General features: G+C 68.1%; 17 protein-coding genes. 8 read left to right on the top strand and 9 right to left on the bottom strand.

The genetic code is table 11. The features are described from left to right. Positions 1–15 precede the first annotated feature (15 nt). Complete coding sequence (locus tag AOZ06_RS28230) at positions 16–1,134, top strand: hypothetical protein (protein WP_054292166.1); 1,119 nt, start codon at positions 16–18, stop codon at positions 1,132–1,134. On the opposite strand, the gene AOZ06_RS28225 is transcribed toward AOZ06_RS28230, so the two are convergent. Beyond that, positions 1,121–4,306 carry a S8 family peptidase gene (locus tag AOZ06_RS28225; RefSeq protein ID WP_169798992.1) on the bottom strand — a complete coding sequence of 1,062 codons (3,186 nt, stop codon included), beginning with the start codon at positions 4,304–4,306 and terminating at the stop codon, positions 1,121–1,123. The two genes, AOZ06_RS28230 and AOZ06_RS28225, sit on opposite strands and share 14 nt — an antisense overlap. Before the next feature lie 250 nt (positions 4,307–4,556). Next, entirely contained in the window at positions 4,557–5,360 is an 804-nt protein-coding gene (locus tag AOZ06_RS28220; protein WP_054292164.1) for a helix-turn-helix domain-containing protein, read from the bottom strand. Positions 5,361–5,491: 131 nt separating this feature from the next. Here AOZ06_RS28220 and AOZ06_RS28215 point away from each other — a divergent pair, with 131 nt between their 5' ends. After that, positions 5,492–6,328 carry a helix-turn-helix domain-containing protein gene (locus AOZ06_RS28215; RefSeq protein ID WP_054292163.1) on the top strand — a complete coding sequence of 279 codons (837 nt, stop codon included), beginning with the start codon at positions 5,492–5,494 and terminating at the stop codon, positions 6,326–6,328. Positions 6,329–6,358: 30 nt separating this feature from the next. Beyond that, positions 6,359–6,535, top strand: coding sequence for a DUF397 domain-containing protein (locus AOZ06_RS28210; protein WP_083471990.1), 177 nt, complete (start codon positions 6,359–6,361; stop codon positions 6,533–6,535). Here AOZ06_RS28210 and AOZ06_RS28205 read toward each other — a convergent pair. Both AOZ06_RS28205 and AOZ06_RS54625 read right to left on the bottom strand, forming a co-directional pair. Beyond that, positions 6,519–6,956: a GNAT family N-acetyltransferase gene (locus AOZ06_RS28205; RefSeq protein ID WP_218921790.1), complete on the bottom strand. Its 438-nt coding sequence runs from the start codon at positions 6,954–6,956 to the stop codon at positions 6,519–6,521. The genes AOZ06_RS28210 and AOZ06_RS28205 overlap by 17 nt on opposite strands. Further along, positions 6,953–7,633 (bottom strand): hypothetical protein, encoded by a 681-nt coding sequence (locus AOZ06_RS54625; RefSeq protein WP_083471989.1) that lies wholly within the window; start codon positions 7,631–7,633, stop codon positions 6,953–6,955. Before AOZ06_RS54625 ends, AOZ06_RS28205 begins: the two co-directional genes overlap by 4 nt. Before the next feature lie 110 nt (positions 7,634–7,743). Between AOZ06_RS54625 and AOZ06_RS28195 the strand changes: the two genes are divergently transcribed. Continuing rightward, complete coding sequence (locus tag AOZ06_RS28195) at positions 7,744–9,342, top strand: SLC13 family permease (RefSeq protein WP_054292159.1); 1,599 nt, start codon at positions 7,744–7,746, stop codon at positions 9,340–9,342. A gap of 8 nt (positions 9,343–9,350) precedes the next feature. Here the strand turns inward: AOZ06_RS28195 and AOZ06_RS28190 are convergent, their stop codons facing one another. Beyond that, a complete protein-coding gene (locus tag AOZ06_RS28190; protein WP_054292158.1) occupies positions 9,351–10,235 on the bottom strand; it encodes a MerR family transcriptional regulator in 885 nt (294 codons plus the stop codon). Between the two features lie 253 nt (positions 10,236–10,488). Here AOZ06_RS28190 and AOZ06_RS28185 point away from each other — a divergent pair, with 253 nt between their 5' ends. The 3 genes from AOZ06_RS28185 to AOZ06_RS28175 all read left to right on the top strand — a co-directional run bounded on the left by AOZ06_RS28185 (position 10,489) and on the right by AOZ06_RS28175 (position 12,518). Then, complete coding sequence (locus AOZ06_RS28185) at positions 10,489–10,677, top strand: hypothetical protein (RefSeq protein ID WP_054292157.1); 189 nt, start codon at positions 10,489–10,491, stop codon at positions 10,675–10,677. Continuing rightward, the gene (locus AOZ06_RS28180) at positions 10,678–11,223 is read left to right on the top strand and encodes a TetR/AcrR family transcriptional regulator (RefSeq protein ID WP_083471988.1); all 546 of its coding nucleotides are present in this window, start codon (positions 10,678–10,680) and stop codon (positions 11,221–11,223) included. Between the two features lie 119 nt (positions 11,224–11,342). Then, entirely contained in the window at positions 11,343–12,518 is a 1,176-nt protein-coding gene (locus AOZ06_RS28175) for a carboxylesterase family protein (protein WP_236951763.1), read from the top strand. Positions 12,519–12,584: 66 nt separating this feature from the next. On the opposite strand, the gene AOZ06_RS28170 is transcribed toward AOZ06_RS28175, so the two are convergent. The 4 genes from AOZ06_RS28170 to AOZ06_RS28155 form a co-directional block, all read right to left on the bottom strand. Beyond that, positions 12,585–13,547, bottom strand: a complete 963-nt coding sequence (locus AOZ06_RS28170) for a hypothetical protein (protein WP_157233291.1) — start codon at positions 13,545–13,547, stop codon at positions 12,585–12,587. 29 nt (positions 13,548–13,576) lie between these two features. After that, positions 13,577–15,940 (bottom strand): OmpL47-type beta-barrel domain-containing protein, encoded by a 2,364-nt coding sequence (locus AOZ06_RS28165; RefSeq protein ID WP_157233290.1) that lies wholly within the window; start codon positions 15,938–15,940, stop codon positions 13,577–13,579. A gap of 76 nt (positions 15,941–16,016) precedes the next feature. Further along, on the bottom strand, positions 16,017–19,991 hold the full coding sequence (locus tag AOZ06_RS28160; protein ID WP_054292153.1) for a ThuA domain-containing protein: 3,975 nt from the start codon (positions 19,989–19,991) through the stop codon (positions 16,017–16,019). Positions 19,992–20,024: 33 nt separating this feature from the next. Continuing rightward, positions 20,025–21,098, bottom strand: a complete 1,074-nt coding sequence (locus tag AOZ06_RS28155) for a multicopper oxidase domain-containing protein (protein ID WP_083471986.1) — start codon at positions 21,096–21,098, stop codon at positions 20,025–20,027. 629 nt (positions 21,099–21,727) lie between these two features. Here AOZ06_RS28155 and AOZ06_RS28150 point away from each other — a divergent pair. Continuing rightward, a complete protein-coding gene (locus AOZ06_RS28150; protein ID WP_054292152.1) occupies positions 21,728–22,957 on the top strand; it encodes an MFS transporter in 1,230 nt (409 codons plus the stop codon). Positions 22,958–23,045: the final 88 nt, after the last annotated feature.

Here is a 23,045-nt window from a genome sequence, read left to right as displayed (position 1 = left end):
GCGAGGTGGACTCACATGGACACACCCGATCGGGTGAGTGTCGGGGTGCTGGCCGACAGAGGGCTACCGGCGCGGGTGATCACGGCGATCGCCGACGACCTACCCGGGGTTTTCGCCGCCCGGGTGAGCGGGAAGACGCGATGGCGGGTGGAGCACCGGGTGGAGCAGTTGCCGTTGGACGAAGCCGGTGACATCCCGATGCGTGCGTTGTCGCAGCGGCACCGGCAGGAGCGGGGCTGGGACCTGCTCGTGCTGGTTACCGATTTGCCCCGGCGCGCCGGGTCGAAACCCGTCGTCGCGGGCATCGACGTGGAGCACGGTGTCGCGATGATCTCGTTGCCCGCGCTCGGTGCCGTCCTGGTGCGTCGCCGGACACGGGCGTTGATGACCCGCGTGGTGCGGCAGTTGGTGTCGCAGCGGCTCGGGGTCGAGGGGGATCACGGCGGACGGGGGATGATGGCACGGTTGCGTGAGGCGCTCGCCCCGGCACAGCGGATGTCCGGTGAACACCAGTCCGCCGCGACCCACCTAGCGCTGGTCGGGCTGCGCGGCCGGGTGCGGCTGCTCGCCGGGATGGTGCGGGACAACCGTCCATGGCGGCTTGTCCCGCACTTGGCGGGCGCCACGGCGGCGGCGGCCGGGACGGCCGCCTACGGCGTCATCACCAGCTCGTTCTGGAAGCTCGCGGACGCGCTGTCGCCGCTGCGGCTGACGGCGGTCACGGTCGTCAGCATCTTGGTCATGGCGGTGTGGTTGATGGTGTACAACCACTTGTGGGACCGGCCGTCCGAGCCCGCCGAGCGACGCAAGGCCCTGATGTACAACGTGTCCACGGCGGCCACGCTGGCGATCGGGGTGGCGTGCATGTACGCGATCCTGTTCGCGCTCGCGCTACTCGCGGCGGTCGTCCTGATCGACAGCGGCTATCTCGCGCAGACGCTGGGGCATCCGGTCGGCGTGGGGTCGTACTTGAACCTGGTGTGGCTGTCCAGTTCGGTCGGGATCGTCGCCGGTGCGCTCGGGTCGAGCCTGGAGGACGAGGAGACCGTCCGCAAGGCGACCTACAGCCGCCGCGAGCGGGAACGCCAAGAAGGAAACCGGCGCCCCGGGCATACCAGAACTAGCCGTGAATGAGCGGATAGGCGTCGATGATCGTCTGCTCCACCGTGTTGCCCTCGGCATCGGCCGCGCTCGCCCGCAACGACACCGACGGCGCCCCGACCGGGTGGTACAGCAAGAGGTACTCGCCGTACAGCGCGGCCTTCTCCCACGTGACACCACGGTCGTAGGACACCTCGGTCGACGTCAGCGTGGGCTTGGACTGCGCGCCTGCCTGAGGTTGTACGTGGACGGGGACAGCGAACAACGCGCCGCTGTGGGCGCGCTCGGAGGCGTCCAGCTTCGGCGTGAACCGGATCGCCGCGACCGGCAACGCGGTCACGCCGGGGCTGTGGTCGGACTGGAAGGTCCAGGCCGCCGAGACTTGGCTCGCCTTCGGGTACCCCGCTCTCGTCGCCTCCGCGGTCAGCCGGTAGCGGGCACGACCTTGTGGCACGGCGAGCCGCACGTACCCCGCTTCCGTGCTCTCGCTGAGCAATTCGCCGTTGCGGTACAACTTCGTCGACGCGTCGTCCGCCGCGGCGAACCCGGCGTTGCCCGCGCCGTCACCGAAAAGCGGGACGTACGCGACCAGCGTGTCCCCGCGTTGCTGGACCCACGGATCGCCATGGTTGTCCGAAAAGGACGGACCGAACACGCCACGGTAGTACGACTCCGTGTAGGTCTTGCCCGGCTCGTAGTGCCTCGGCAGGCCGTTGAGACCGCCTTGGTAGCTGTTGCCGTCCATCACGTTCATCCGCCGTGCCCAGTCGGCGTTCTCGCCGCCGTAGTACTCGGTCCGGATTCCCGGTGTGGACGGCGCGATCGCGCCGAGACCCCAGTCGCCGCGGTTGTGCGGCGAGGACGTGGAACCGATCTGCGCGGACTGGCCGGGCAGCAACGGGCCCACGTCGACCTTCACAGTCGCCAGGTCGCCGCGCTGGATCTCCTTGGTGATCCCGGACAGCGTGCGGCCCCTGGTGTACCAGGCCAGGCCGTAGAACTCGGCGCCGACCGTCCAGCTTGTACTGAGCTGGCCGAGTACCTCGTCGGAATCCGGGCCCAGATGCGCCAGTCCGACGTGATCCGCGTTGCCGCCGAAGGACAAATTGGACACCAGGTACCGGCCGGCCGCCGAGGTTCGCTCGAAACCGACCTGGAGCATCGCCAGGTCGGCTGACTCGACGGGGAGCCTGATCGAGACTGGCTTGGTGGTCCTGGCGTCCAGCACGATCGTGGTCGGCCCGGTGACCGCCAGGTTCGGGTAGTTGATCACGTCGTGCGTGTACGGGTCGCTGCCGAGGATCGAACTGGTCAGCAGGTACCGGCCCTTGCGCAGGCGCTGGGTCAGCGTGCCTTCCATGGTCGCGTCGGGGAAAACCCGGTCACCGGTGTCCACATTGATCAGATAGGCCGACGTGAAGTCCGCGGGCGCGCCGTTGCGCCCGATCGAGTCCAGCCGCAGGTCGTAGCTCTCCACCTCGAGGTCGACCTCCACAGCGGTCCGCACCCGCTGCCCGCCGCCCGTGGCCACGATCGCGCCACCGAACTGGCCACCGTCGGCGACGGTGCTGATCGCCGCTGTGGCGACGGCGGTGGCTGTCCCGTTGGGCGGGACCACGAGGTGCGCGGGCTCGACCGTGAACAGGTTGGCCGGGCCATTGGTTTCCGCCCGCAGATCGAGCGTGACCGGCGTGGTCCCGGCGTTGGCGTACGTGATCTCCTTGGTCACGTCGGGCTCGGTGGAATGCGGCCACCGGTGCTCGCCGAAGTTCGCGCTGCTCGGCTCGGCGGTGACCGTCTGCCGCGTCGCCGCGGCCGAGTCCACCCGTCCCGCTCCCTGCTGGAACGGCGTGAGTCCCGCTGACGGCGTGCTCGACCCGATCAGCAACGCCTTGAGCCGCGCGCCGGAGATCCCCGGGTGCTGCTGGGCCAGCAACGCCGCGGCACCGGCGACGTGCGGTGTCGCCTGGGAGGTGCCGGACAGCGTCGTGTAGCCGTCGACGACCGGCTCCCCGATGCGCCCGCCGGAGTGCAGCGCGGCCACGATGCCCACCCCGGGCCCGGTGATGTCCGGCTTGATCACGCCGCCGCCTTCCCGCGGGCCGCGGCTGGAGAAGTCAGCGAGCCGGTTGTCCCGGTCGACGGCACCGACCGCGAGGGCGGCTTCGGCGCTGGCGGGGGAGTTGATCGTGCCGTCCGCCGGGCCGTAGTTGCCCGCCGCGACCACGAACAGCGTGCCGAACTGGGCCGACAGCCGGTTGACGGCCGCCTCGACCGGGTCGACGTCGGCCGCGTCGAAGCCGCCGAGGCTCATGTTGATCACGTCCGCGCCCTGCTCGGCGGCCCACTGCATCCCGGCGATGATCGCGGAGTCCGAGCCGTAGCCGTTGTCCGCCAGCACTTTCACGTCCAGGATCCGCGCGTCGGGGGCGGCACCGCGGAACTTGCCGCCCGACTTGGCGCCGGTACCCGCCACGATCGACGCCACGTGTGTGCCGTGACCGTATCGATCGACGTTGTCGCGTGAGGAGGAGAAATTCCTCTCGCCGATTTCCCGGGACGCGAGATCCGGGTGCGTCTGGTCGACGCCGGTGTCGAGCACGGCGACCGTCACGCCCTTGCCGGTGTACCCGGCCTGCCACGCGGCCGGTGCCCCGATCTGCGGCACGCTGCGGTCGAGCGTGACGGATCTCTTGGCGTCCAGCCACACTTTCTTGATCCCGCCGGTTCTGGCATGAGTCCAGACATCGGTGCCGGTGGCCGCGAGCGCGACCGCGCCGATACTCGGCAGGTCGGCGGTGACCTGCGCCGTCAGCGGCTTGCGCCCGGCGGCGTACTGCACGATCACCGGCACGCCGTTGCTGCCGTACCCGCTGTCGCGCAGTTCGGTGACGTCGAACAGCCGCTCGTCGAGTACTCCCTTCGCCAGCAACGGCATTGCGTCGGTCGGCACAACGAAGCTGTGCCCCTTTGCCTGGTATATCGAGAAGTCCTGGTGCTCCCGGCCCGGTCCGGGCCGCAGGTACCTGGGATTTCCCTGTGCGCCCAGGAAAACCTGATCACCGGTGAGCAGCGTGACCGCGTCGGCGTGCGCGCCCGCAGTCGGGGCGCCGGGCGCCGCCTGGGCCGTTGGCAGCCCGAAAACAACCGCTGCCACGAGGAAAACGACGATCCCGGCCGCTTGGCCCCGATGTCGACCGCGCACGAGTGCCTCCAAGTGATCACCGTGTCGCGGACAGTAATCCGCTGCCGAGCACGTCCACAAGAGCCGGACGGAGCACTCCACGGCGTGTCCGGGTGACCGGGGCACCATCACCAATTGCCACTATTCACCCAGGTGACAAGGATGATGCCGGGTTGGAAGATGTCCAACACGACACCGCGCGCCGTGACATGTCACTTGTTCTCGGGGTCCCGCACTGTCCACCTCGGACCGGACGCCCGGATTCCGGCGCTCAGCGCCCGAAACGCGGTGTCTTGAACACGATCAGGGATTCCTCCGGGCTCAGCGCGAGCCTGGCGAGGTGGTCGAGCGAGTGGCGGATGGTGGCCGTCTGCTCCAGCTCCTGGGTGTCCTGCAGGCCGAGCACGGTTTCGGTGAAGGCCGCGTCGGGCTCGAAGTAGTCGTCGAACGACAGCAGCACGATCGAGCCGTTGAGGCCCTCGTGCAGGGAGTTGCGCTGCGGCACGATCTGGACGGTGATGTGCGGCATCTCGGCGCGCTCGATCAGCAGGTCGCGCTGGGCGCGGTTGATGCCTTGGCGCAGCACGGGTTCGTGGATCAGGGCGTGGACGTGCAGCAGCGGTTCCCGGTCGAGCCGTTGCTGCTGGCGCATCCGCATCTCGGTGAACTTCCGGACGGTCTGCCTGCTGCCGCTCATCGACGCGCGGGCGTAGTCCGCGGTCTGCAGGAGCGTCGGGATGTGCCCGAGCTGGAACTCGTACTTCATCGTGGCCTCGTCCTCCATCCGGATGTACCGGGTGTCGTCGAGCTGGTAGTCACGCCACCACGGGCGCTTCCTCGCCAGCTCCCATAGCGCGACATACGGGCCGTAGTCGCAGCTCGGGACTCCGTACGCGTCCAGCAGCGTGATGAGCTCGTGGTACGTCGGCAGCTGGCGGCGTTCGATCCGGCTCAGCTTCTTGTACTCGATGTGCACGCGCCTGCCTGCCTCCTCCTGCGTGAGCCGCGCCTGCTCGCGCAGGAATCTGAGCGCTCGCAGCAGCTGCTTGCCGTAGTAGTTCAGGTCGTGGTTCATGCCCGACATGTGTTCTGTCTTCCCCTGTCGATGTACCGGCAGGCGGGAAACTTAGCTCATGTACTTACACGGCGAACATCACCTGATTGTGTACTCCACGTACGTACACGCATTCTGAAACACTGTCCGCCATGCACGACTCGGATGGCCTGAGCCCCGGCTCGCTGGTGCGGCGCTGGCGGCTGGGCAGGCAGCTGCGGAGCCTGCGGGAGACCTCGGGCAAGACGATGAACGAGGCCGCTGCCTACATCGGGGTGAAGCGGCCGACGATCAGCCGGATCGAGACCGGCAAGCAGGCCATCCTCGCGAAGAACGTGAAGTTCCTCTGCCAGCTCTACGACGTCGCCACCCCTGAGGCGGAAACGCTGATGAACCGGGCGGAGCGGTCGAACGAACGCGGCTGGTGGGCGTCCTACTCGGACGTCATGCCGGACTGGTTCGAGATCTACGTCGGGTTCGAGGCGGACGCGAAGGAGATCTGGCTGTTCTGCTCCGAGTGGGTGCCGGGCATCCTGCAGACAGCGGCCCACCACCGCGCCTTGCAGGTGGGCAACCTGGGCAGGTCCGACGAGCGGGGCATCGAGTTCCGGCAGGAGCGGCAAGCGCGGGTCGCGGCCAGGAAACCGCGGCTGCGGATCGTGCTCAACGAAGCGGTGCTCCGGCGCAGGATCGGGGACATGGGCGAGCAGATCGCACACCTGGTGGACGAGTCGCAGCGGGGGCACGTCACCTTGCAGGTGCTGCCCTTCGACTCCGGCCCGCACGTGGCGATGACCGGGTCGTTCAACGTGCTCACCCTGCCGGGCGAGTCGCAGCCCAACTTCGTCTACCTGGAACAGGCGGACAGCGCGACGTACCTGGAACGGTCCGTCGACCTCGGGCTGTACAGCAGGACCTTCACCTCGTTGACCGAGCAGGCCCTTTCGCCGGGGGAGTCACGCGACTTCCTGGCTACCCTGGTCCGGTAACACCCGGACAAGCAGGAAGGAGTGCCAGTCGTGGTGCGCGCACTGGCTTGGCGGAAAAGCAGTTTCAGCGGCGTCAACAACGGTGACTGCGTCGAAGTCGCGGTCGGCCACCTCGTGGTCGGTGTCCGGGACAGCAAGAACACCGACGGCGGGATCCTGACCTTCGACCCCGCTGGATGGCGTGCTTTCCTCACACGTCAACCCTGAAGACCTGCCTCGATCCACCCTCCGGGCCCGGTTCGGTCATCGGGCCGGCCACGTAGCCGAGTCGTTCGTAGAACACGCGCGACTCGGCGCCCGGGTGGTCCGGCCCGAACGTCACGACCTCGATACTTCCCGGGCCACGCACGAACCTGCGCACGGCGTCGGCCATCAGCGCACGCCCGATCCCGGACCCGCGTGCCTTCTTCGACACCACCAGCCAGTCGACGTGGTAGGTCGGCCCGGCCGGGTCGAACAGCAGACCGCCGGACACATCGCCGGCCACCAGCGCCGTCCCACGGCCGATGTGGGTCCGGACAGCCCGATGGAAACCAGGTTCCGCCACCATCGGTCCGAACCAGTCCTCCACCTCCGCCGCCAGCGCCATCAGCCCGGCGAAGTCGCCGTCTCCCGCGACCCTGATCACCGGGGCATCGTTTCGACCAGCCGGATCAACTGCCATCTCGCTTCCGTTCCGCCGACGACGTGCTGGGCCTGCCGGGCCACCACAGCCAGCGGCAGCCGGTCAGGATCATCCAGCACCGCTCGGAAGTACCGCGCATCCGGGTGCGCCAGCAGCACGTGCCGGGCGAACTCCGCGGCGAGTCCGGCGGCGCGAACCGCGTCCACCTCGTCGAGCAGGTTGATCATCACCTGCGGGTCGACCCGGTCGGCCGTTTCCAGCAGGTGCGTCAACTGCCACACCGCTTCCCGGCCACCCGTGTACCGCCGGACCACCGTCTGCGCCTCGGCCGCGACCGTCCGAACCGTGAGGTTCTTCAACTCCCCGCGGCTCAGGCCCTCGCGGACCAGGTCCCGTTGCCAGCAGACCGACACGGCCAGCACCGCGACCCACAGGATCTCCTCGGCGAGCCTGCTGCCCGCCACCCTGACCTTGGCGTGCGCGGCGCCGGCGTCGGCCAGCGCGGTCATGCTGGCCTCGCCCGTGAACAGGGCTTTCGCCGTACCCAGGTAGATCCTGGCCAGGTCTTGCTGCTCCGGCGTCAGTTCCCCGGCGCACACCCGGACGACGTGCTCGGCGAACGCGAGGGACAGCATTTTGCCGCGCATCGGGTCCACCGAGCGCAACTGCTGCTCCAGCACATTCGAAACGGTTATCACGGGTATCGATTCTGTCATCGGCTCGACCGATCCTGTTCCTGCGCGGACTGTGTCACGATTTCTTCTCCGGCCCACGCGGATGGGAGGCGATCATGGACGATCGGACCCGCAATCGCACCGATGTGGACAGCGCGTTGCTCGGCCATACCACCTATCGCAGCCTCGGCGAGCAGAAACTCTCCCCAGCCGAGGAACGATTCGAGAAGGCGCGGCGCACTGTCGGGTTGTGGCTCGCCCCACTGGTGACCATCGTGTTCCTCGCGTTACCCCTTGACCTGGCAGGCAACCAGCAGACGCTCGCGGGCATCCTGCTCGGCGTGATCGTGCTGTGGATCACCGAGGCCGTGCCGATCCCGGTCGGCGGCCTGATCGGCGTCGCACTGGTCGTGCTCCTCGGTGTCGTGCCCGCGGACGACGCGCTCGAACCGTTCGGGTCGTCGACGATCTTCACGTTCATCGGGGCGTTCATCCTCGCCCAGGCCATGCTGAAACACGGGATCGCACGGCGGTTCGCGTTCCGGATCCTGGCGTTGCCCCGGGTCGGCTCGTCGACGTTCGGGGTGCTCGCCGCGTTCGGCGGGATCACGTGCCTGCTCTCGGCGTTCGTGTCCAACACCGCGACCGTGGCGATGCTGCTGCCCACCGCGGTCGGCATCCTGGCCGTGATCGCGAAGCTGTTGCAGGACAGGGAGTTGGTCGCCTCGGACTTCGACCCGTTGCGGTTGCGTGTCGGCGCCGCGCTGATGCTGATGCTCGCGTACGGCGCCAGCGTCGGTGGCCTGCTGACGCCGGTCGGCAGCCCGCCGAACCTGATCGGCCGCGGCCTGATCGAGGAGGCGACGGGGGAGCGGATCTCGTTCGCGCAGTGGTTCCTGATCGCGCTGCCGATCTGCCTGCTGATGTTCGTCGTGCTCGTGGTGGTCCTGCTGCTGCTCAACCGCCCGGAGATCCGCCGCATCGAAGGCGTCAGCGACTACATCGCGCAGCAGCGCGCCGAGATGGGGCCGTTGTCGCGCGCGGAGAAGAACACGCTGATCGCGTTCGGCGTCACCGTGACGCTCTGGATCGCGCCCGGGATCGTGGCGGTGATCTTCGGCAACGACTCCGCGGTGTACGACACGGTCAGCGGCCGTCTCAACGAAGGCGTCGTGGCCGTGCTGGGCGCGGCGCTGCTGTACCTGCTGCCCACCGACTGGTCGAAACGGGAGTTCACCCTGCGCTGGCGGGACGCGGCCGAGATCGACTGGGGCACGATCGTGCTGTTCGGCACGGGCATCATCTTCGGCTCGCTGCTGGCCAGCACCGGGCTGGCCAAGACGCTGGGCCAGTCCGCGTCGCAGTCGCTCGGGCTGAGCAGCACGGTCATGATCACGATCTTCGCGGTCGTACTGGCGGTGCTGGTCTCGGAGACCACGAGCAACACCGCGTCGGCGTCGGTCGTGGTGCCGATCGTGATCCCGATCGCCGTCGCGGCGGGGGCGAACCCGTTCGTGCCCGCGCTGGCCGCCACGTTCGCGGCGTCGTTCGGCTTCATGCTGCCGGTGTCCACGCCGCAGAACGCCGTCGTCTACGGCTCGGGCGCGGTCTCGATCACCCGGATGATCCGGTCGGGTATCTCGTTCGACGTGCTCGGCGCGATCCTGATCCTCGTCGGCCTGCCGGTGATGGTCGCGGTGCTCGGCCTCGGCTAGGGCCTGCTTCAGCGAGCAGGAGAGTCCTGGGCGGACAGCTCTTCGGCCAGTTCCACGCAGCGCAGGCGGGCAGGGGAGAAGTCGTAGGGCATCTTGCCGATGGCTTCGAACGCGCTCATGGAGCCGGCCTCCCACTCGCCAGAGCTGAGGTCGGCCTCGCCGCCGGTGGGATGCAGGGCGTCCCAGGCGTCGAAGAGGGCATCGTCGTCCTTGTCCAGGCCGGACTCCTCGATGGCGCCATGCAGGGCGCTTTCGAAGGCGTGCCGTTCCGCGGCCACCTGAGCCACCCGTGGATCATCGACGGCGACGCTGTCGTCAAGCGCCTCCTCGGCGGCATCGATGCGGTCGGAATCCGCTCGCAGAGCGGGATGCATGGCCAGGGCGACGAAGCGGGTGGCCTGGACGGCCGCGCCGAGCGGGCCGAAGATCCGCTCAGCGACCAGCAGGCTGTCCAGGTCCGCCTGCCGCACCGAACCCTCGGGCAGGCTCTTGAGGCGGTCGGTGACGAAGTCGGAGAGCAGGCCCATCCGGCTGCCGTCGGCGCGCATCCGCTGCACGGCGGTGCGTTGCCGCCGCAATTCCGCCTCCTGCTCGGCGAGCGATTCCGCCAACCGCTCAAGGATGCCCTCGACCCCGTCTCCGCTGTCCGCCTCGGCGGTGCCGAAGGCGTCACGGATGTCGTCAAGGGCGATCCCCGCGTCGGCCATCTTGCGGATCCACAGCAGGCGGATCATGTCGTCGTACCCGTAGCGGCGGCGGTCATCGGCGCCCCGCTCAGGCTCGGGGAGCAGGCCGATCTCGTGGTAGTGCCGGATCGCCTGTGGCGTGCTGCCCGCGAACGCCGCCGCGTCACCGATCTTGACCTGGCGGGGCGGCACCAACGACGAATGCATGAGCAGGGACCTTCCTCAAGGGACCGGGACGTGGTCCACCAGATCACATGCCGCTACGGAAGGTGCAAACCCTTGTCCAACACGCGCCAAAGCCGGTCGGAGCGCTGGGCGCGCACCTTGCTCATGCGAACGCCGTGCGGTCCTCGCTCCTGAGGGGCCACGGCAAGGCTGCGCTGCTCACCGAGATCGGCGAGGTTGGCATCGTGGCCTGATCTCTGTACAGTCGTACTATACGTTCGTACAGGAGGCTGGAATGGGCAAGCACGTCGCGTCGATCGGAATCGGCGTGTTCATGATCGTTGCCGGGTTGGTGCTGTTCCTGGTGTTCGCCGACGTCGAGACACCCGTGATCGGGTTGCGGCAGCTGGGTGGGGTGCTCACCGTGCTCGGGGTCATCGAGCTTGGCGTGTCGGGATTCGCGCTACTGCACGGTCGGCGCTAGATGCCCCGAGGTGAGCACCTGCTCGGCGCGGCCCTACGGGTGATCGCCGGGCAGGGGCTCGCGGGGCTAAGCGTGCGCACGGTGGCGGCTGAGTCCGGGGTGTCGCCCGCGCAGGTGCAGTACTACTTCCGCACCAAGACGGAGTTGGTGCGCGCCGCGTTCGAGCACTCGGGCGAGCAGTTCCTCGCGGATCTCCGTGCCGTCGAAGGGGAACGCTCCATCGACTGGCTTCACCATCTCGTCGATGTGTGGCTCCCACTCGACGAGCGCCGCGAGCAACGTGCGCGGGTGTGGCTCGCCTACGCGGCGACCGCCGCGATCGACTCCGACCTGGCCACCCACTCCGCCGAGGTCGACGCGGAGCTGACCGGGGTACTCGCCGCGGAGCTGTCCGAACTCGGTTGCCTCGCACCACAACGATCCGCGGCCCAGCTGCTGGCACTCATCGACGGCGTGACCCTGCGAATGCTGACTCTGCCGATGACTGATCGCGCGTCTTGCGTCGCCGAGGTCCTCACCCCGTTCCTGCGCTCCCTGATTCCTTGACCGAGTGGTTCTCATCCGGTGCCGGACCCCACGCCCATATCCAGCACCATTCGGTATAGACGAGACATCCATGCCGTGAAGGCCAGCTTGGTGAGATCACCTCACTCCACCGCAGTGCGGTGTGCCTGACGTTTCAGCTTGTCCGGCTGACTGTCTTCAGCACATTCTCGCCGCTGGCGGGCCGCAGCAGCGAGATGGCCTGCTCGGACGGCGACCCGGCGGAGGTCGTGCTGACGCTCAGCACCTGTCCCGGCGAACGGGCGGCCGACAACGGCAAGAGACCGGTGATGGTGTTCGTGCACGGCGGCGGATTCGTCACGGGATCCTCCAGTGCGGCGATGTACGACGGCACCGCGTTCGCTCGGGACGATGTCGTGCTCGTCACCGTGAACTACCGCCTCGGCGTCCCCGGTTTCCTCGACCTGGCGGGTGCGCCCGCCAACCGCGGACTGCTGGACGTGCTCGCCGCGCTCGCGTGGGTCCGTGACACGATCGCGGTGTTCGGCGGCGACCCGGGCAACGTCACGGTCTTCGGGCAGTCCGCGGGCGCCACGCTGACCGGTGCGCTGCTCGCGACGGCGGGAGCGAAGGGCCTGTTCCGGCGCGCGATCATCCAGAGCGGCAGCGGCACCGGCGCCTTCACCCCGCAACAGGCACAACGCGTCACAACCGCAGCGGCCACCGCGTTGGGCGTCGAACCGACAGTCGCAGCGTTCGGTGAGATCCCCGACGAGCGGTTCCTGGAGATCCTGCCCGCCCTGGCAGGCATCGATCTGCGCACCGAAACCGCTGCCGACCCACTCGCCGGGCTCAGCCCGTTCAGCCTGGTGCTCCCGGACCAACCTGCCGACAGCCTGGCAGATGGCCCAGCCGCCGACGTCGGCCTGCTGATCGGCACCAACACCGAAGAAGGAAACCGCTATCTCGTCCCGAAAGGAAACCCGGAGTCCTCGGCGGCGCGCGGGGAAGCCCTGTTCGGTGCGGGTACGAAACGCATGACCCACGCCCACGCGCTGATCTCCGGTGGCCGGACGTTCGCCTACTCGTTCGGGTACCGCTCGACAGCTCTCGGCGGGAAGCTCGGCGCCGCGCACACCGTCGAACTGCCTTTCGTGTTCGACATCGCCGGCAAACCATGGCTTCACGGAGAAAACGGTCTGCTCGGCCCAGACCCGGCCTCCGAAGGCCTGGCGGCCAGGATGCGCGGCGCCTGGGTCGCGTTCGCCCGCGGCGGCGACCCGGGCTGGGCCGCGTACGACCCGCGGCAACCGCACGTGGAGACGTTCCACGGCTGAAGGGCACAGGAAAAAGCCCGGGGCCCGACGACGTTGTCGGGCCCCGGGGTCCTTCACCCGGACCCGTCAGAGACGGGCTTTGCCCTTCGCGGCCGCGGCGCTGGTCGCTGCCGCCGCCCGGTCGGCTGCCTTCTGCTCCGCCGCGCTCTGGCGCTCGGCGGCGGCCAGGCCGCGTGCGGCGGCCGGGGAGGCCGACTCACCGACGACGCCACCGCGGATGCGGTTGTTGGCGGCGAGCTGGGCGACCGGGTTGTTCGCCGAGAGCTCCAGCTTGCCGTTGATGATGGTGTCGTCCACCGAGGACTTGCCGGTGGTGTTGTTGATGTTGACATCCCTGGCGAAGTACCCGCCGCTGGCACACGAGTCCAGGCCGCCGTTCGGGCCGAGCTGCACGCCGCCGCGGTTGCCCGCGAAGGTGGCCTTGCCCTGCACGGCACCGCCGCACACGACGCTGCCCTCGCTGTTGTTCAGCACGGACACGGTTCCGTCGACGAACGCGTTCGTCAAGTCGGTGTACAGCGCCCCGTTCGTGGTGACGTTGCCGAACACCTCGCTGTCGACGACCTTGACCTCGCCCGCGTTCGCGCTGAGGGCACCGTCGATCTTCGACTGCCCCTCGACGAACACGAAGCTCTGGGCGGCGGTCTTCGGCTGCACCGTGACCTTCGCGGTGCCGGTGTTCCTCAGGTACAGCCCGAACCCGCCGGGAGCCAGCGTGACGTCACCGTCGACCCGGGTGGCCGTCGCGTCGAAGTAACCGTCGGAGGCCACCTCGACCGCGCCGTTGATGGTGCCGCCCTTGACGATCAGGTTGGCGCCCTCGCCGACCTTCACGTTCCCGGTGATGACCGTCCTGTCCAAGGTGCAGGACTTGCCCGGCGCCACCGCGAGGTCCGTCGGCAGCGTCACAGGGCCGCCTTCGCCCTCGCAGTACGTGACGAAGCCGGCGTTGGCGGGCGCGGCCATCATCACGGACGCGGTGACCACGGCGCTCAGCGCCGCGAGCGCGGATGCGGTCCGTCTAGCCATCTGTTTTCTCCCTGCTGCGTTGAAAGGAACTAACTGCCGATGTCGGATCGCGAGGCCGCGCGCACGATGGCGCCCGCGTCCCGGCGGGACAGCACGCCGCGGGCCACCAGCTCGCTGGTGACGGTGTCGACGTGCCTGACGAACACCCCGTGGCTCTCCCAGTTGCGGTACTGGTCCACGAGATCGCTGACGGTGCAGCCATTGCCGGTGTCCGGGTTCGCGACACCGGTGTCGTCGCGTTCGATGATCACGGTCGCCCGCGTGTCGGAGTTCGGGCACTTGTCCGAACCGGACTCGACCACGGTGAACGACACGGACTTCTCCGCCGCGGCGTTGCCCGCCTTGTCGGTGGCCCGGTACTGCACGGTGTGCGCGCCCTTGGTGGCGACCGAGATGGTGTTCAGGTACTGCGTCCAGGCGCCGTTGTCCAGCGAGTACTCGACCGACTGCACACCGGACCCGGCGTCGGTCGCGGTGATCGTGACCGAGGCACTGCCGAGGTAGTTGCCGTTCGGGTCCTTGTCACCCGTGACGGCCGCGCTGGTCGTCGGCGGGGTGGTGTCCGGCTGCTGGGCCACGACGGTGAAGCTGGCCATGCCTTCCGGCGAGACGTTGTTCGCGTTGTCCGTGGCCCGGTAGTGGATCATGTGGGCCCCGGCGGTGCTGACCACGACAGGCGCGGTGTACGCCGTCCAGTTGCCCGAGTCGAGCTTGTACTCCGTGGACTTCACGCCCGACTGCGTGTCCGTGGCCGTGACGGTCACAGTCGCTTTGCCGATGTAGTTGCCCTGCGGGTCCTTGTCACCCGCGACGGCCGATGTGACCGTGGGTGGCGTGGTGTCCGGATCGTTGATCACGACCGTGAAGTTCGCCGTGCCCTCTGCGGAGACGTTGTTGGCGTTGTCCGTGGCCCGGTACGTGACCGTGTGCGCGCCCACCGCGCTGACCACGACTGGTGCCGTGTAGGTGGTCCATGCGCCTGAGTCGAGTTTGTACTCGGTGGACTTGACGCCTGAGCCGGTGTCGGTTGCGGTCAGGGTGACGGTGGCTTTGTTGATGTAGTTGCCTTGTGGGTCCTTGTCACCGGCGATCGCGGACGTGACCGTGGGCGGTGTGGTGTCCGGTGGAGCCACAACTGTGAAGTTCGTCGTGCCTTCAGCGGAGACGTTGTTGGCGTTGTCCGTGGCCCGGTACGTGACCGTGTGCGCACCGGCGGTGCTGACCACGACAGGCGCGGTGTACACCGTCCAGTTGCCCGCGTCCAACTTGTACTCGGTCGACTTGACGCCCGACTGGCTGTCGGTCGCGGTCAGGGCGACCGTGGCTTTGCTGATGTAGTTGCCCTGCGGGTCCTTGTCACCCGTGACCGCCGCGGTCACCGTCGGGGGAGTGGTGTCCGGCTGCTGGACCACGATCGTGAAGTGCGCCATGCCCTCGGGCGAGACGTTGTTCGCGTTGTCCGTGGCCCGGTAGTGGAGCATGTGCATGCCCTCGGTCGAGACCACGACCGGTGCGGTGTACGCGGTCCAGTTGCCGGAGTCGAGCTTGTACTCCGTGGACTTCACGCCCGACTCGGTGTCCGTCGCGGTGACGGTGACAGTCGCCTTGTTGATGTAGTTGCCCTGCGGGTCCTTGTCACCGGTGATCGCGTGGCTGACCGTCGGCGGAGTGGAGTCCGGCGGCTGCTGGACGACCTTGAACCGCGTCGAACCGACCTCGGACTGGTTGCCCTTCTTGTCGCTCGCGCGGTACTGCACCGAGTAGTCACCCGGGGTGGTGAGCTCGACCGGCGCGGTGTACGGCTGCCAGCTCTGGTCGTTGATCTGGTACTCGACCTTGTCCACACCGGACTGTGAGTCCGCCGCGGTCACCTCGACAGTCGCTTTGCCGACGTAGTTGCCGTTGGTGTCCTTGGTGCCCTTCACGGCCGCGCTGACCGTCGGGGGAGTGGTGTCCTCACCGTCCGGGAGCACTGTCAGTTCGGAGACCATGCCCTGGTGGCCGGGGTACGTGCAGTGGATGCGGTACTTGCCGGGCGTGAGGGTGACCTCCGCCTGCCACTTGCCGCCTTGCTCGTCTTCCGGGCTGGCGTTGATGTTGAGCCTGACGTCGGTGTTGTACCCGGGTGTGTCCCGGTCGAACGTCAGCGTGTGGGCCATGTCGACGCTGCCGGTGGCCTTGCTGTTCTCGAACTGGATGGTGGCCTTGCCCGCGACAGCTGTGGTCGGGAACGACGTGTACTGGTTGATGTCCTGGCTGGCAGTCCACCTCAGCACCTGCTGTGCCTGCGCCTGAACGGGGGCGGGTGCCTGGACTGCGGAAGCCGGTATGGCCACGGCGATGGACGTCACCATCAACGCGCCTGCCACCCCGGCGATCAAGCGTCGAAACATGCTGCACCTTCCGGTGAGTGCGGGAGACCGGCCGGTGTGCCGCCGGGAGACGGGCACACCGGCCGGTCCATGCGGTTTAGAGCGACCGCACTCGGATGTTGCGGAAATCGATCACGTCGGAGTTGCCGTGGTTCTGCAGACCGAGGAAGCCGCTGGCGAACTGCCGCATGTCGGTCGGCGGGTCGCCCTCACGCGACGACTGCTTGCCCGGCGTGTTGTCGAACTCGTTGATCACCTTGCCGTTGCGGATGATCGTGTAGTGCTGTCCGACGATCCGGATCTCGTAGTCGTTCCAGACGCCCTTCGGCGTGGCACCGGCGTTGTCCAGTGTGTTCGGGTCGAAGTTGTAGATCGACCCGGTCTTCTGGGGCTCACCGGTGTTGCCGTCGTAGATCTGGACTTCGTGTCCACAGTAGATAGCGACCCAGGCCTGCGAGGTGCGGGCGCTGCCGACCGTGCCGCAGCTGCCGGGCGGACGCTGCTCCAGCGGCGTGCGCGGATCCGGGAACCTGGTGAACATGCCGCTGTTGGCGCGGGTGTCACCCGGCGAGGAATCCCGGAACTGCATCTTCACCGAGAAGTTGCCGAACTCCTTGCCCGCGTACCAGAGCATGCCCAGCCCGCCGGAGGATCGCAGTGAACCGTCCGGCTGGATCGAGAACGACCCACCCGGCGCCTGCACCCAGTCCTTCAGCGACGCCTCGGTGCCGTTGTAGATCGACTGGTAGCCGGTGTTGGCCGCCGTGCCGATGTCCGACCCGGCCGCGGCACGCACCAACGCGCCGTTCTCGCGGCTGTTGATCACGCCGTCTTTCTGCAGCTGCCCGGCCAGTGCCTCGACGTGCCGGACGAACGCGCCGTGGTCGGTCCACGGGCTCTCGTCGTCGACGAGGTCGTTGATCGTGCAGCCGCCACCGACCGGCTTGTTCGCCACGCCGGAGTCCGTGCCGCCCATGAACACCGTGCCGCGGCTGTCAGGCACGGCGCACCCGACGTTCACGGTCACCGGCAGTTGCTGGGTCTCGCCGTTGGCGTACGTCACCGTCAGCTTGGCGTTGTACGTGCCAATGCGGGCGTAGGTGTGCACCGGGTTGGCCTCGGTCGACTGCGTGCCGTCACCGAAGTCCCACCGGTAGGACACGCCACCTGACTTCGAACCGGAGAACCCGTAGGTCAGCGGCTTGTTCTGGACCGCGGTGGAGGTCGCCGCCGGCCGCGGCGTCGGCGCGCCGCCCTGGTAGCTGATCTTGATCAGCTTCTGGTTCTGGTGCAGCGTGAAGAACCCGCCGCCGTAGTCGAGCAGGTAGAGCGCGCCGTCCGTGCCGAACTTCGCGTCCATCCAGCTCTGCAGCTGCGTGCCGCCGGTGCCGCCGGGGATGATCGCCCGCAGCGACTCCGCGAACGCCGGTGGCTGCGCGGTCGCGACACCGGCCGGGTCGACCGTCACCGCGATGCGGTTCTGCGCGTTGCCCTGGTCACCGATGAACCACTTGCTGTTCCAGTACTCCGGCCACGCCACACCGCTGTTGGTGTTGACCAGCTCGCGGCGGTAGGTCGGGCCGGTCATGACCGCCTGGTTGCCGCCCTTGAGGTACGGCTGGGTGTAGGTGGCGTCCGCCTCGTTGTACGTCGGGATGCCACTGCCGTCCGGCCGGGCCGGGTAGACCGGGCCGCCGCCGTCCACCGTGTACCAGATCATGTTGTTCTTCACCGGCGGCAGGTCGACCAGACCCGTGTTGCGCGGCGAGTTGTTCTTCGGCGCGTTGCAGTCGTACCAGCCGGTCAGCACCGTGGCATCGGTGTTGCTGCGGTCGCGGTACGGCTGCTTGTTACCCATGCAGTACGGCCAGCCGTGGTTGCCCGCCTCGGTGATGATCGTGGCGGTCTCGTACTTGGCCGGACCCTTGTCGGGGTTGGGCTTGCCCGCGTCCGGGCCGACCCACGCGGCGGTCAGCCACTGCGTGACCGGGTCGATCTGCAGGCGCGAGATGTTGCGCACGCCCATCACGTAGATCTCCGCGCGAGTCTTGTCCGTGCCCGGCGGGAACAGGTTGCCCTGCGGGATGGTGTACGTGCCGTCCGCCTCCGGGTGGATGCGGATGATCTTGCCGTTCAGGTCGTTGGTGTTGCCCGACGTCCGGCGCGCGTCCTGGAAGGACAGTCCCTGGAAGTCCTTGGTCCAGTTGTTGCCGGAGTAACCGTCGGAACCCTCGGACGAGTTGCTGTCACCGGAACCCACGTACAGGTTGCCCTTGGCGTCGAACGCCATGCCGCCACCGGCGTGGCAGCAGCTGTGCTCCTGCGTCAGCCACTGCAGCAGGTCCTTGCGGGTGCCTTGGTCGATCGTCTGTGCGGTGCGGTCGTAGGTGAACCGCGAGATCGTCCGCAGACCGGTGTGCTTGACGCGGTCGACCGTGTCGTGCGGCATCCAGTAGACGTAGATCCAGCCGTTCTCGGTGAACTTCGGGTCCGGCACGATACCGAGCAGGCCCTCTTCGTTCTTCTGCAGCTCACCGCCACCACCGCGGTTGCCCATCACCGGCAGCGTCGTGAGCAGCTTGACCTGCTTGGTGTCCGGCTTGTACTGGTGGATGGTGCCGCAGCCGAGGCCGACCTTCGGGTCCTCCCACTCGGAGATCTCGCCGGACGGGCACGCCGCCTTGCCGACGTAGAACATCGTGCCGTCGGGGGCGGTGGTGATGCCGTGCGGCTCACCGATCTGGTCGAGCTGGCCCGGCTGGTTGGGCGCGGTCAGCCGCTCGATCTTGTAGTTGGAGGCGATGGTGGCCTGGCAGTCACCGCGCACCACACCGGTCGTCCACTGCAACGCACCCGTCAGGTGGCTGCGGAACGCGGGCTCGCTGTAGCTGCCCTCGGTGTGGCCCATGCCGGTGTAGAAGGACCGGCCGCCTTCGTAGTCACGGCACCACGAGACCGGGTGGAACGGGCCGTTGGCGCCTGGCCCCGGGTTGTAGTGCCGCTCCTCGACCTGCGCGATCGTGTGCACAGTGCCGACGGGGTTCGGCGACCAGTTGTACCAGCGGTCGGAGCGGGTGATGTTGAGCGGCAGGCCCTTGTTGGCCGGGTGCTGCCGGTCGAGGATGTTCACCACCGCCTGGTTGACCCCGGGAGGCGGCGGGGGAGTCGGGTCGCCCGCGAAGAGGCTGAAGTCGGCCAGCTGGATGATCGGGTCACCGTTGTTGGCGGTGATGGTGAGCCGGTAGCTCGTGTACGACACCGGCGAGGCGATCGTGTACTGCTTGGTCTGGAAGATGTCGGTGAAGACCTGGTTGGTCTGCTCGTCGACCTTCGTCCACGTGCTGCCGTTGTTGGAGCCTTCGACGGTCCAGTTCTTCGGTGACCTGCCGAGGAAGTCGTTGGCCGAGGTGAGCGAGTACCGGTTGGCCGTCGTCGCCGACTTCATCTGGTAGAGGAGCCACCCGGTCGGGTTGAACGTCAGCCACTTGGTGCTCGGGTTGTTGTCGGCCGCCTTCGCCGCGCTCTCGTTCGGCGCGTTCTCCGCGCTGGCGGTGACCGCGTTGACCGCTTCCGGCGTGGAGATGGCGCCGACCGGGCGCGTGCCGATCAGGCCGGTGAACCACGTCGAGTCGGACTGCGCCTTGGCCGCGTCGCCGACGCCGAGGAAACCGTTGCCCGCCTTGATGTAGGCCTGCAGCACGGCTTCCTGGTCACGGGTCAGCGCCGCCTTCTCGGCGGACAGGAACACCACACCGCGGTAGCCCGCGAGGTTCTGCGCGGTGAACGCGTTCGGGTCGGTGGTCGTGGCGACCGAGATCCCGTTGGCCGCGCCGAGCTCCTTGACCGTGGCGGCTGCTTTGGCCACCGGGTCCTGCTGGTCGGCGACCGGACCGTGGAAGACGAGGACCTTGACGCCGGTCTCCGCGACCGCCGCCGCCGGTGCCTGCGGCTGCGGTGCCGCGGACGCCGACGTCAGCGATCCGCTCACCATGGCCGCCGCGGCGGTCAGCACCAATAAGGCTCGTCTTCCTGTTCTCCTGCGAAATCGGCCAGTCATAAGCCGTCGCCCCATCCCTAACTCCTTTGTCGTAGGCAGGCCAGGAGGTCAGTTGTGATGTGCGTGCCCCTGCGTCGCCGGTTCTCCTGGCGGCGGCGCCGTGTCGGCCGCCGCGGGCTTGTGCTCGTGGCCGTGGAAGCGGTCGATCGCTTCCTGCGCGCCGGGGGGCATGCTGCCGTCCGCGTTGCGGACGAGGAAGATCCCGGACATCCCGCTGTCCGAGTGGCTCTGCACGTGGCAGTGGTACATCCACGCGCCCGGGCCGACACCCTGGCCCGCGATGACCTGGAAGCCGAACGACGTGCCCGGGTTGAGGTCCTTGATGTCGATCACGCGGCTGGGGTCGGACGGGCCCTCCAGCATGCCCGTGCGGTTGTCGGCCCAGCGGTGCGCGTGCAGGTGGAACGTGTGGTACAGGTTGCCGTGGCCGATCGCCAGCCACTCGACGCGCTGGCCGAGGTTGGCCTCGAACATCGGGGTGTCCGGCGCCTTCTTGTGGTTGATCCGCTGGTCGTCCATGACGACCACGAAGGTCTTGTCCGGCAGGATGTCGCCACGGCGGCGCACGATCAGCCCGCCGTACATGCCACGCAACAGGCCCGCGGTGCCGTGGTCGCCGTACGCGTGGTCGTGGTAGTGCCAGTAGCCCGCGCTGCCCGGCATGAACCGCCTGCCCTCCGCGGCGGTCATCTCGTTGGAGCGCCAGGTGTACACGCGGGTCTGGCCCGGGGCGTTGAAGGAGTCGTTGAGCGGGCTGCCGTCGGACTCGGTGCTGTAGTCCACGCCGTGCGGGTGGATCGACAGCCGCTGGTCGGTCTTGTTGACCAGCGTGATCTCCAGCGTGTCGCCCTCGTAGATCTGCAGCAGGGGACCGGGGATCGTCGGCTTGCCCTCTTCGAGGCCGTAGCCGATGAAGTAGTTGTTCGTCTGACCCGGCAGGTACTCCGCGTACATGGTGATCTTCTTGACGACGCCGGTCTGTGCCTGCGCGGCCGATCCGCCCGGTGCGGCCGCGCCCAGCGTCATGACGGCCGGGACGGCCAGGCCGACAGTGCTTGTGGCGAGCACAGAGCGACGGGTGACAAGTTTCTGCAACCAGCCGGTCTGGGCGTGCTTGTCCATCCTTCTCCATTCGGGTCAACGGCTAATCGGTCCGAACGGTCCTCGAAGCGTCTTCGACACCGCTACGAGGGCATGGCGGCACGCCGCGACTCCAGCGTGGCGGCTCGCACATCCCCAGCTATCACGCAAGTCCGTCCATGCTGCGCCTGCATGGACGGCCGCGGATGTTGTTGTCCTGCCTCAGTCCGACGGGGCCAGTGTTCTTTCGGTTCGATCTCGTGCAACTTATGCATTCTGCAGACAAAAGTTAAGGGCCAAACGGCCTAACGAACCAGACAGGCTTCTGTCAATTTCGCAAGACACCCGTCATGTGGCGGCCGAATTGGTTCATGACAAGACAAACTCGCGACGCCCAGCAGCCGTGACTACACCTACAGTGGATAGTGATGTGACGAAAATATTCCGTGTCCACCTTGGACCGGAGAGCGCAGTCGGCTGCTGCTGTCGGTGGCACGGGCTGGCTTTCGTCGGCGGGCGGATCGCGGTGGCGATGGACCGCTGAGCGGGAGTCCATCCTGGATCGCTGGATTTTGCACCGGTGCCGGGGCGCTGACCACGGCCGGGCGGCTTTCTTGATCAATTCGTGGTCTGCCGCCCGGCGGGCGGGCGCGACTGGTTGGATCACCCGGATGGGGCGAGACTTCGCGTGGCTGTGGCGGGCGTACACAGCCAGCACACTGGGGACATATCTGGCGCTGGACGCCTTTCCGCTGATCGCCATCCTGGCGCTGCACGCCGGCGCGGCACAGGTGTCGATGATCGCGGCGGTCGGCTTGGCCGTCGGCGCGCTGCTGGCCGTGCCGATGGGGCCGTGGATGGAATCCCGGCGCAAACGGCCGCTGATGGTCAACGCCGACCTGCTGCGGTTCGCCGTCCTGGCCACGATTCCGGCCGCGTACGCGCTGCACGCGCTGACCTACTACCACCTGCTCGCGGCGGCGATCGTGGTCGCGATGGCCGACATCGTGTTCGTCGGCGCCAGCGGGGCGCACCTGAAAGGCCTGGTGCCCGGACCGCAACTGCTGACGGCCAACGGCCGGTTCGAGAACGTCCTGTGGATCTCCGCGGCCGTGGGCCCACCGCTGGGCGGCGCGCTCATCGGTGCGGTCGGCCCGGTGATCACCACGGTGCTCAACGGAGTCAGCTTCCTGTTGTCCGCACTGGGAATCCGGATGATCAAGGCACCTGAACCGCCACCCCCGGCCGTGCGCCGCGAGCCAGGACGGCTCACCGAGGGCTGGCGGGCGATCTTGCGCGACCCCTGGCTGCGGCTGATGCTGGCCAACGGGGTGATGGCGAACTCGCTGATCATGGCAACCGCGCCGCTGCTGCTGTACCGGATGGTGCACGAACTGGGCTTCACCCCGCTGGCCTACGGCCTGGCGCTGGGGATCTCCTGTCTGGGCGGGCTTCTCGGCGCGCGGCTGTCACGGCCACTGGTCCGCCGGTTCGGTGAACGCGCGATCCTGCTCGGCTTCGGTGTCGCACGGACGGTCTGGCTGATCGGCCTGGGATTCATCGGCACCGGCGTGGCCGGGCTCGCGCTGGTGATCGCGGTCCAGTTCAGCATGATCACGTGCATAGCCGTGTTCAACCCGGTCTTCGCCACCTGCCGTCTGAACCGCGCCCCCGACGACAAGGTCGCCAGGGTCCTCACCGCCTGGACGATCACGAGCCGTACGGGCATCGCCGCGCTGACCGCGGGGTGGGGCGTACTGGCCGCGTTCACCAGTGCCAGTACGGCGATGGCGGTCGCGGGCGGCCTGATGCTGCTGACATCGGCGCTGCTGCCGTGGCGGCGCCGGGATTGGGCCGGCACCAGCTCGATTCCGGAAGACGCGTCCGTCCATGCACGCTGACCCGGTGGAACACCTCGCTGCCACGACGCGTGAGATCTCTGCGCTCGCTCACCTCATGGCGATGACCTCGCCCGGCAGCGCGAAGCAG

The organism is Kibdelosporangium phytohabitans (assembly GCF_001302585.1).
GTDB classification, from domain to species: domain Bacteria; phylum Actinomycetota; class Actinomycetes; order Mycobacteriales; family Pseudonocardiaceae; genus Kibdelosporangium; species Kibdelosporangium phytohabitans.
This window is presented reverse-complemented; position numbering and strand designations above follow the sequence as displayed.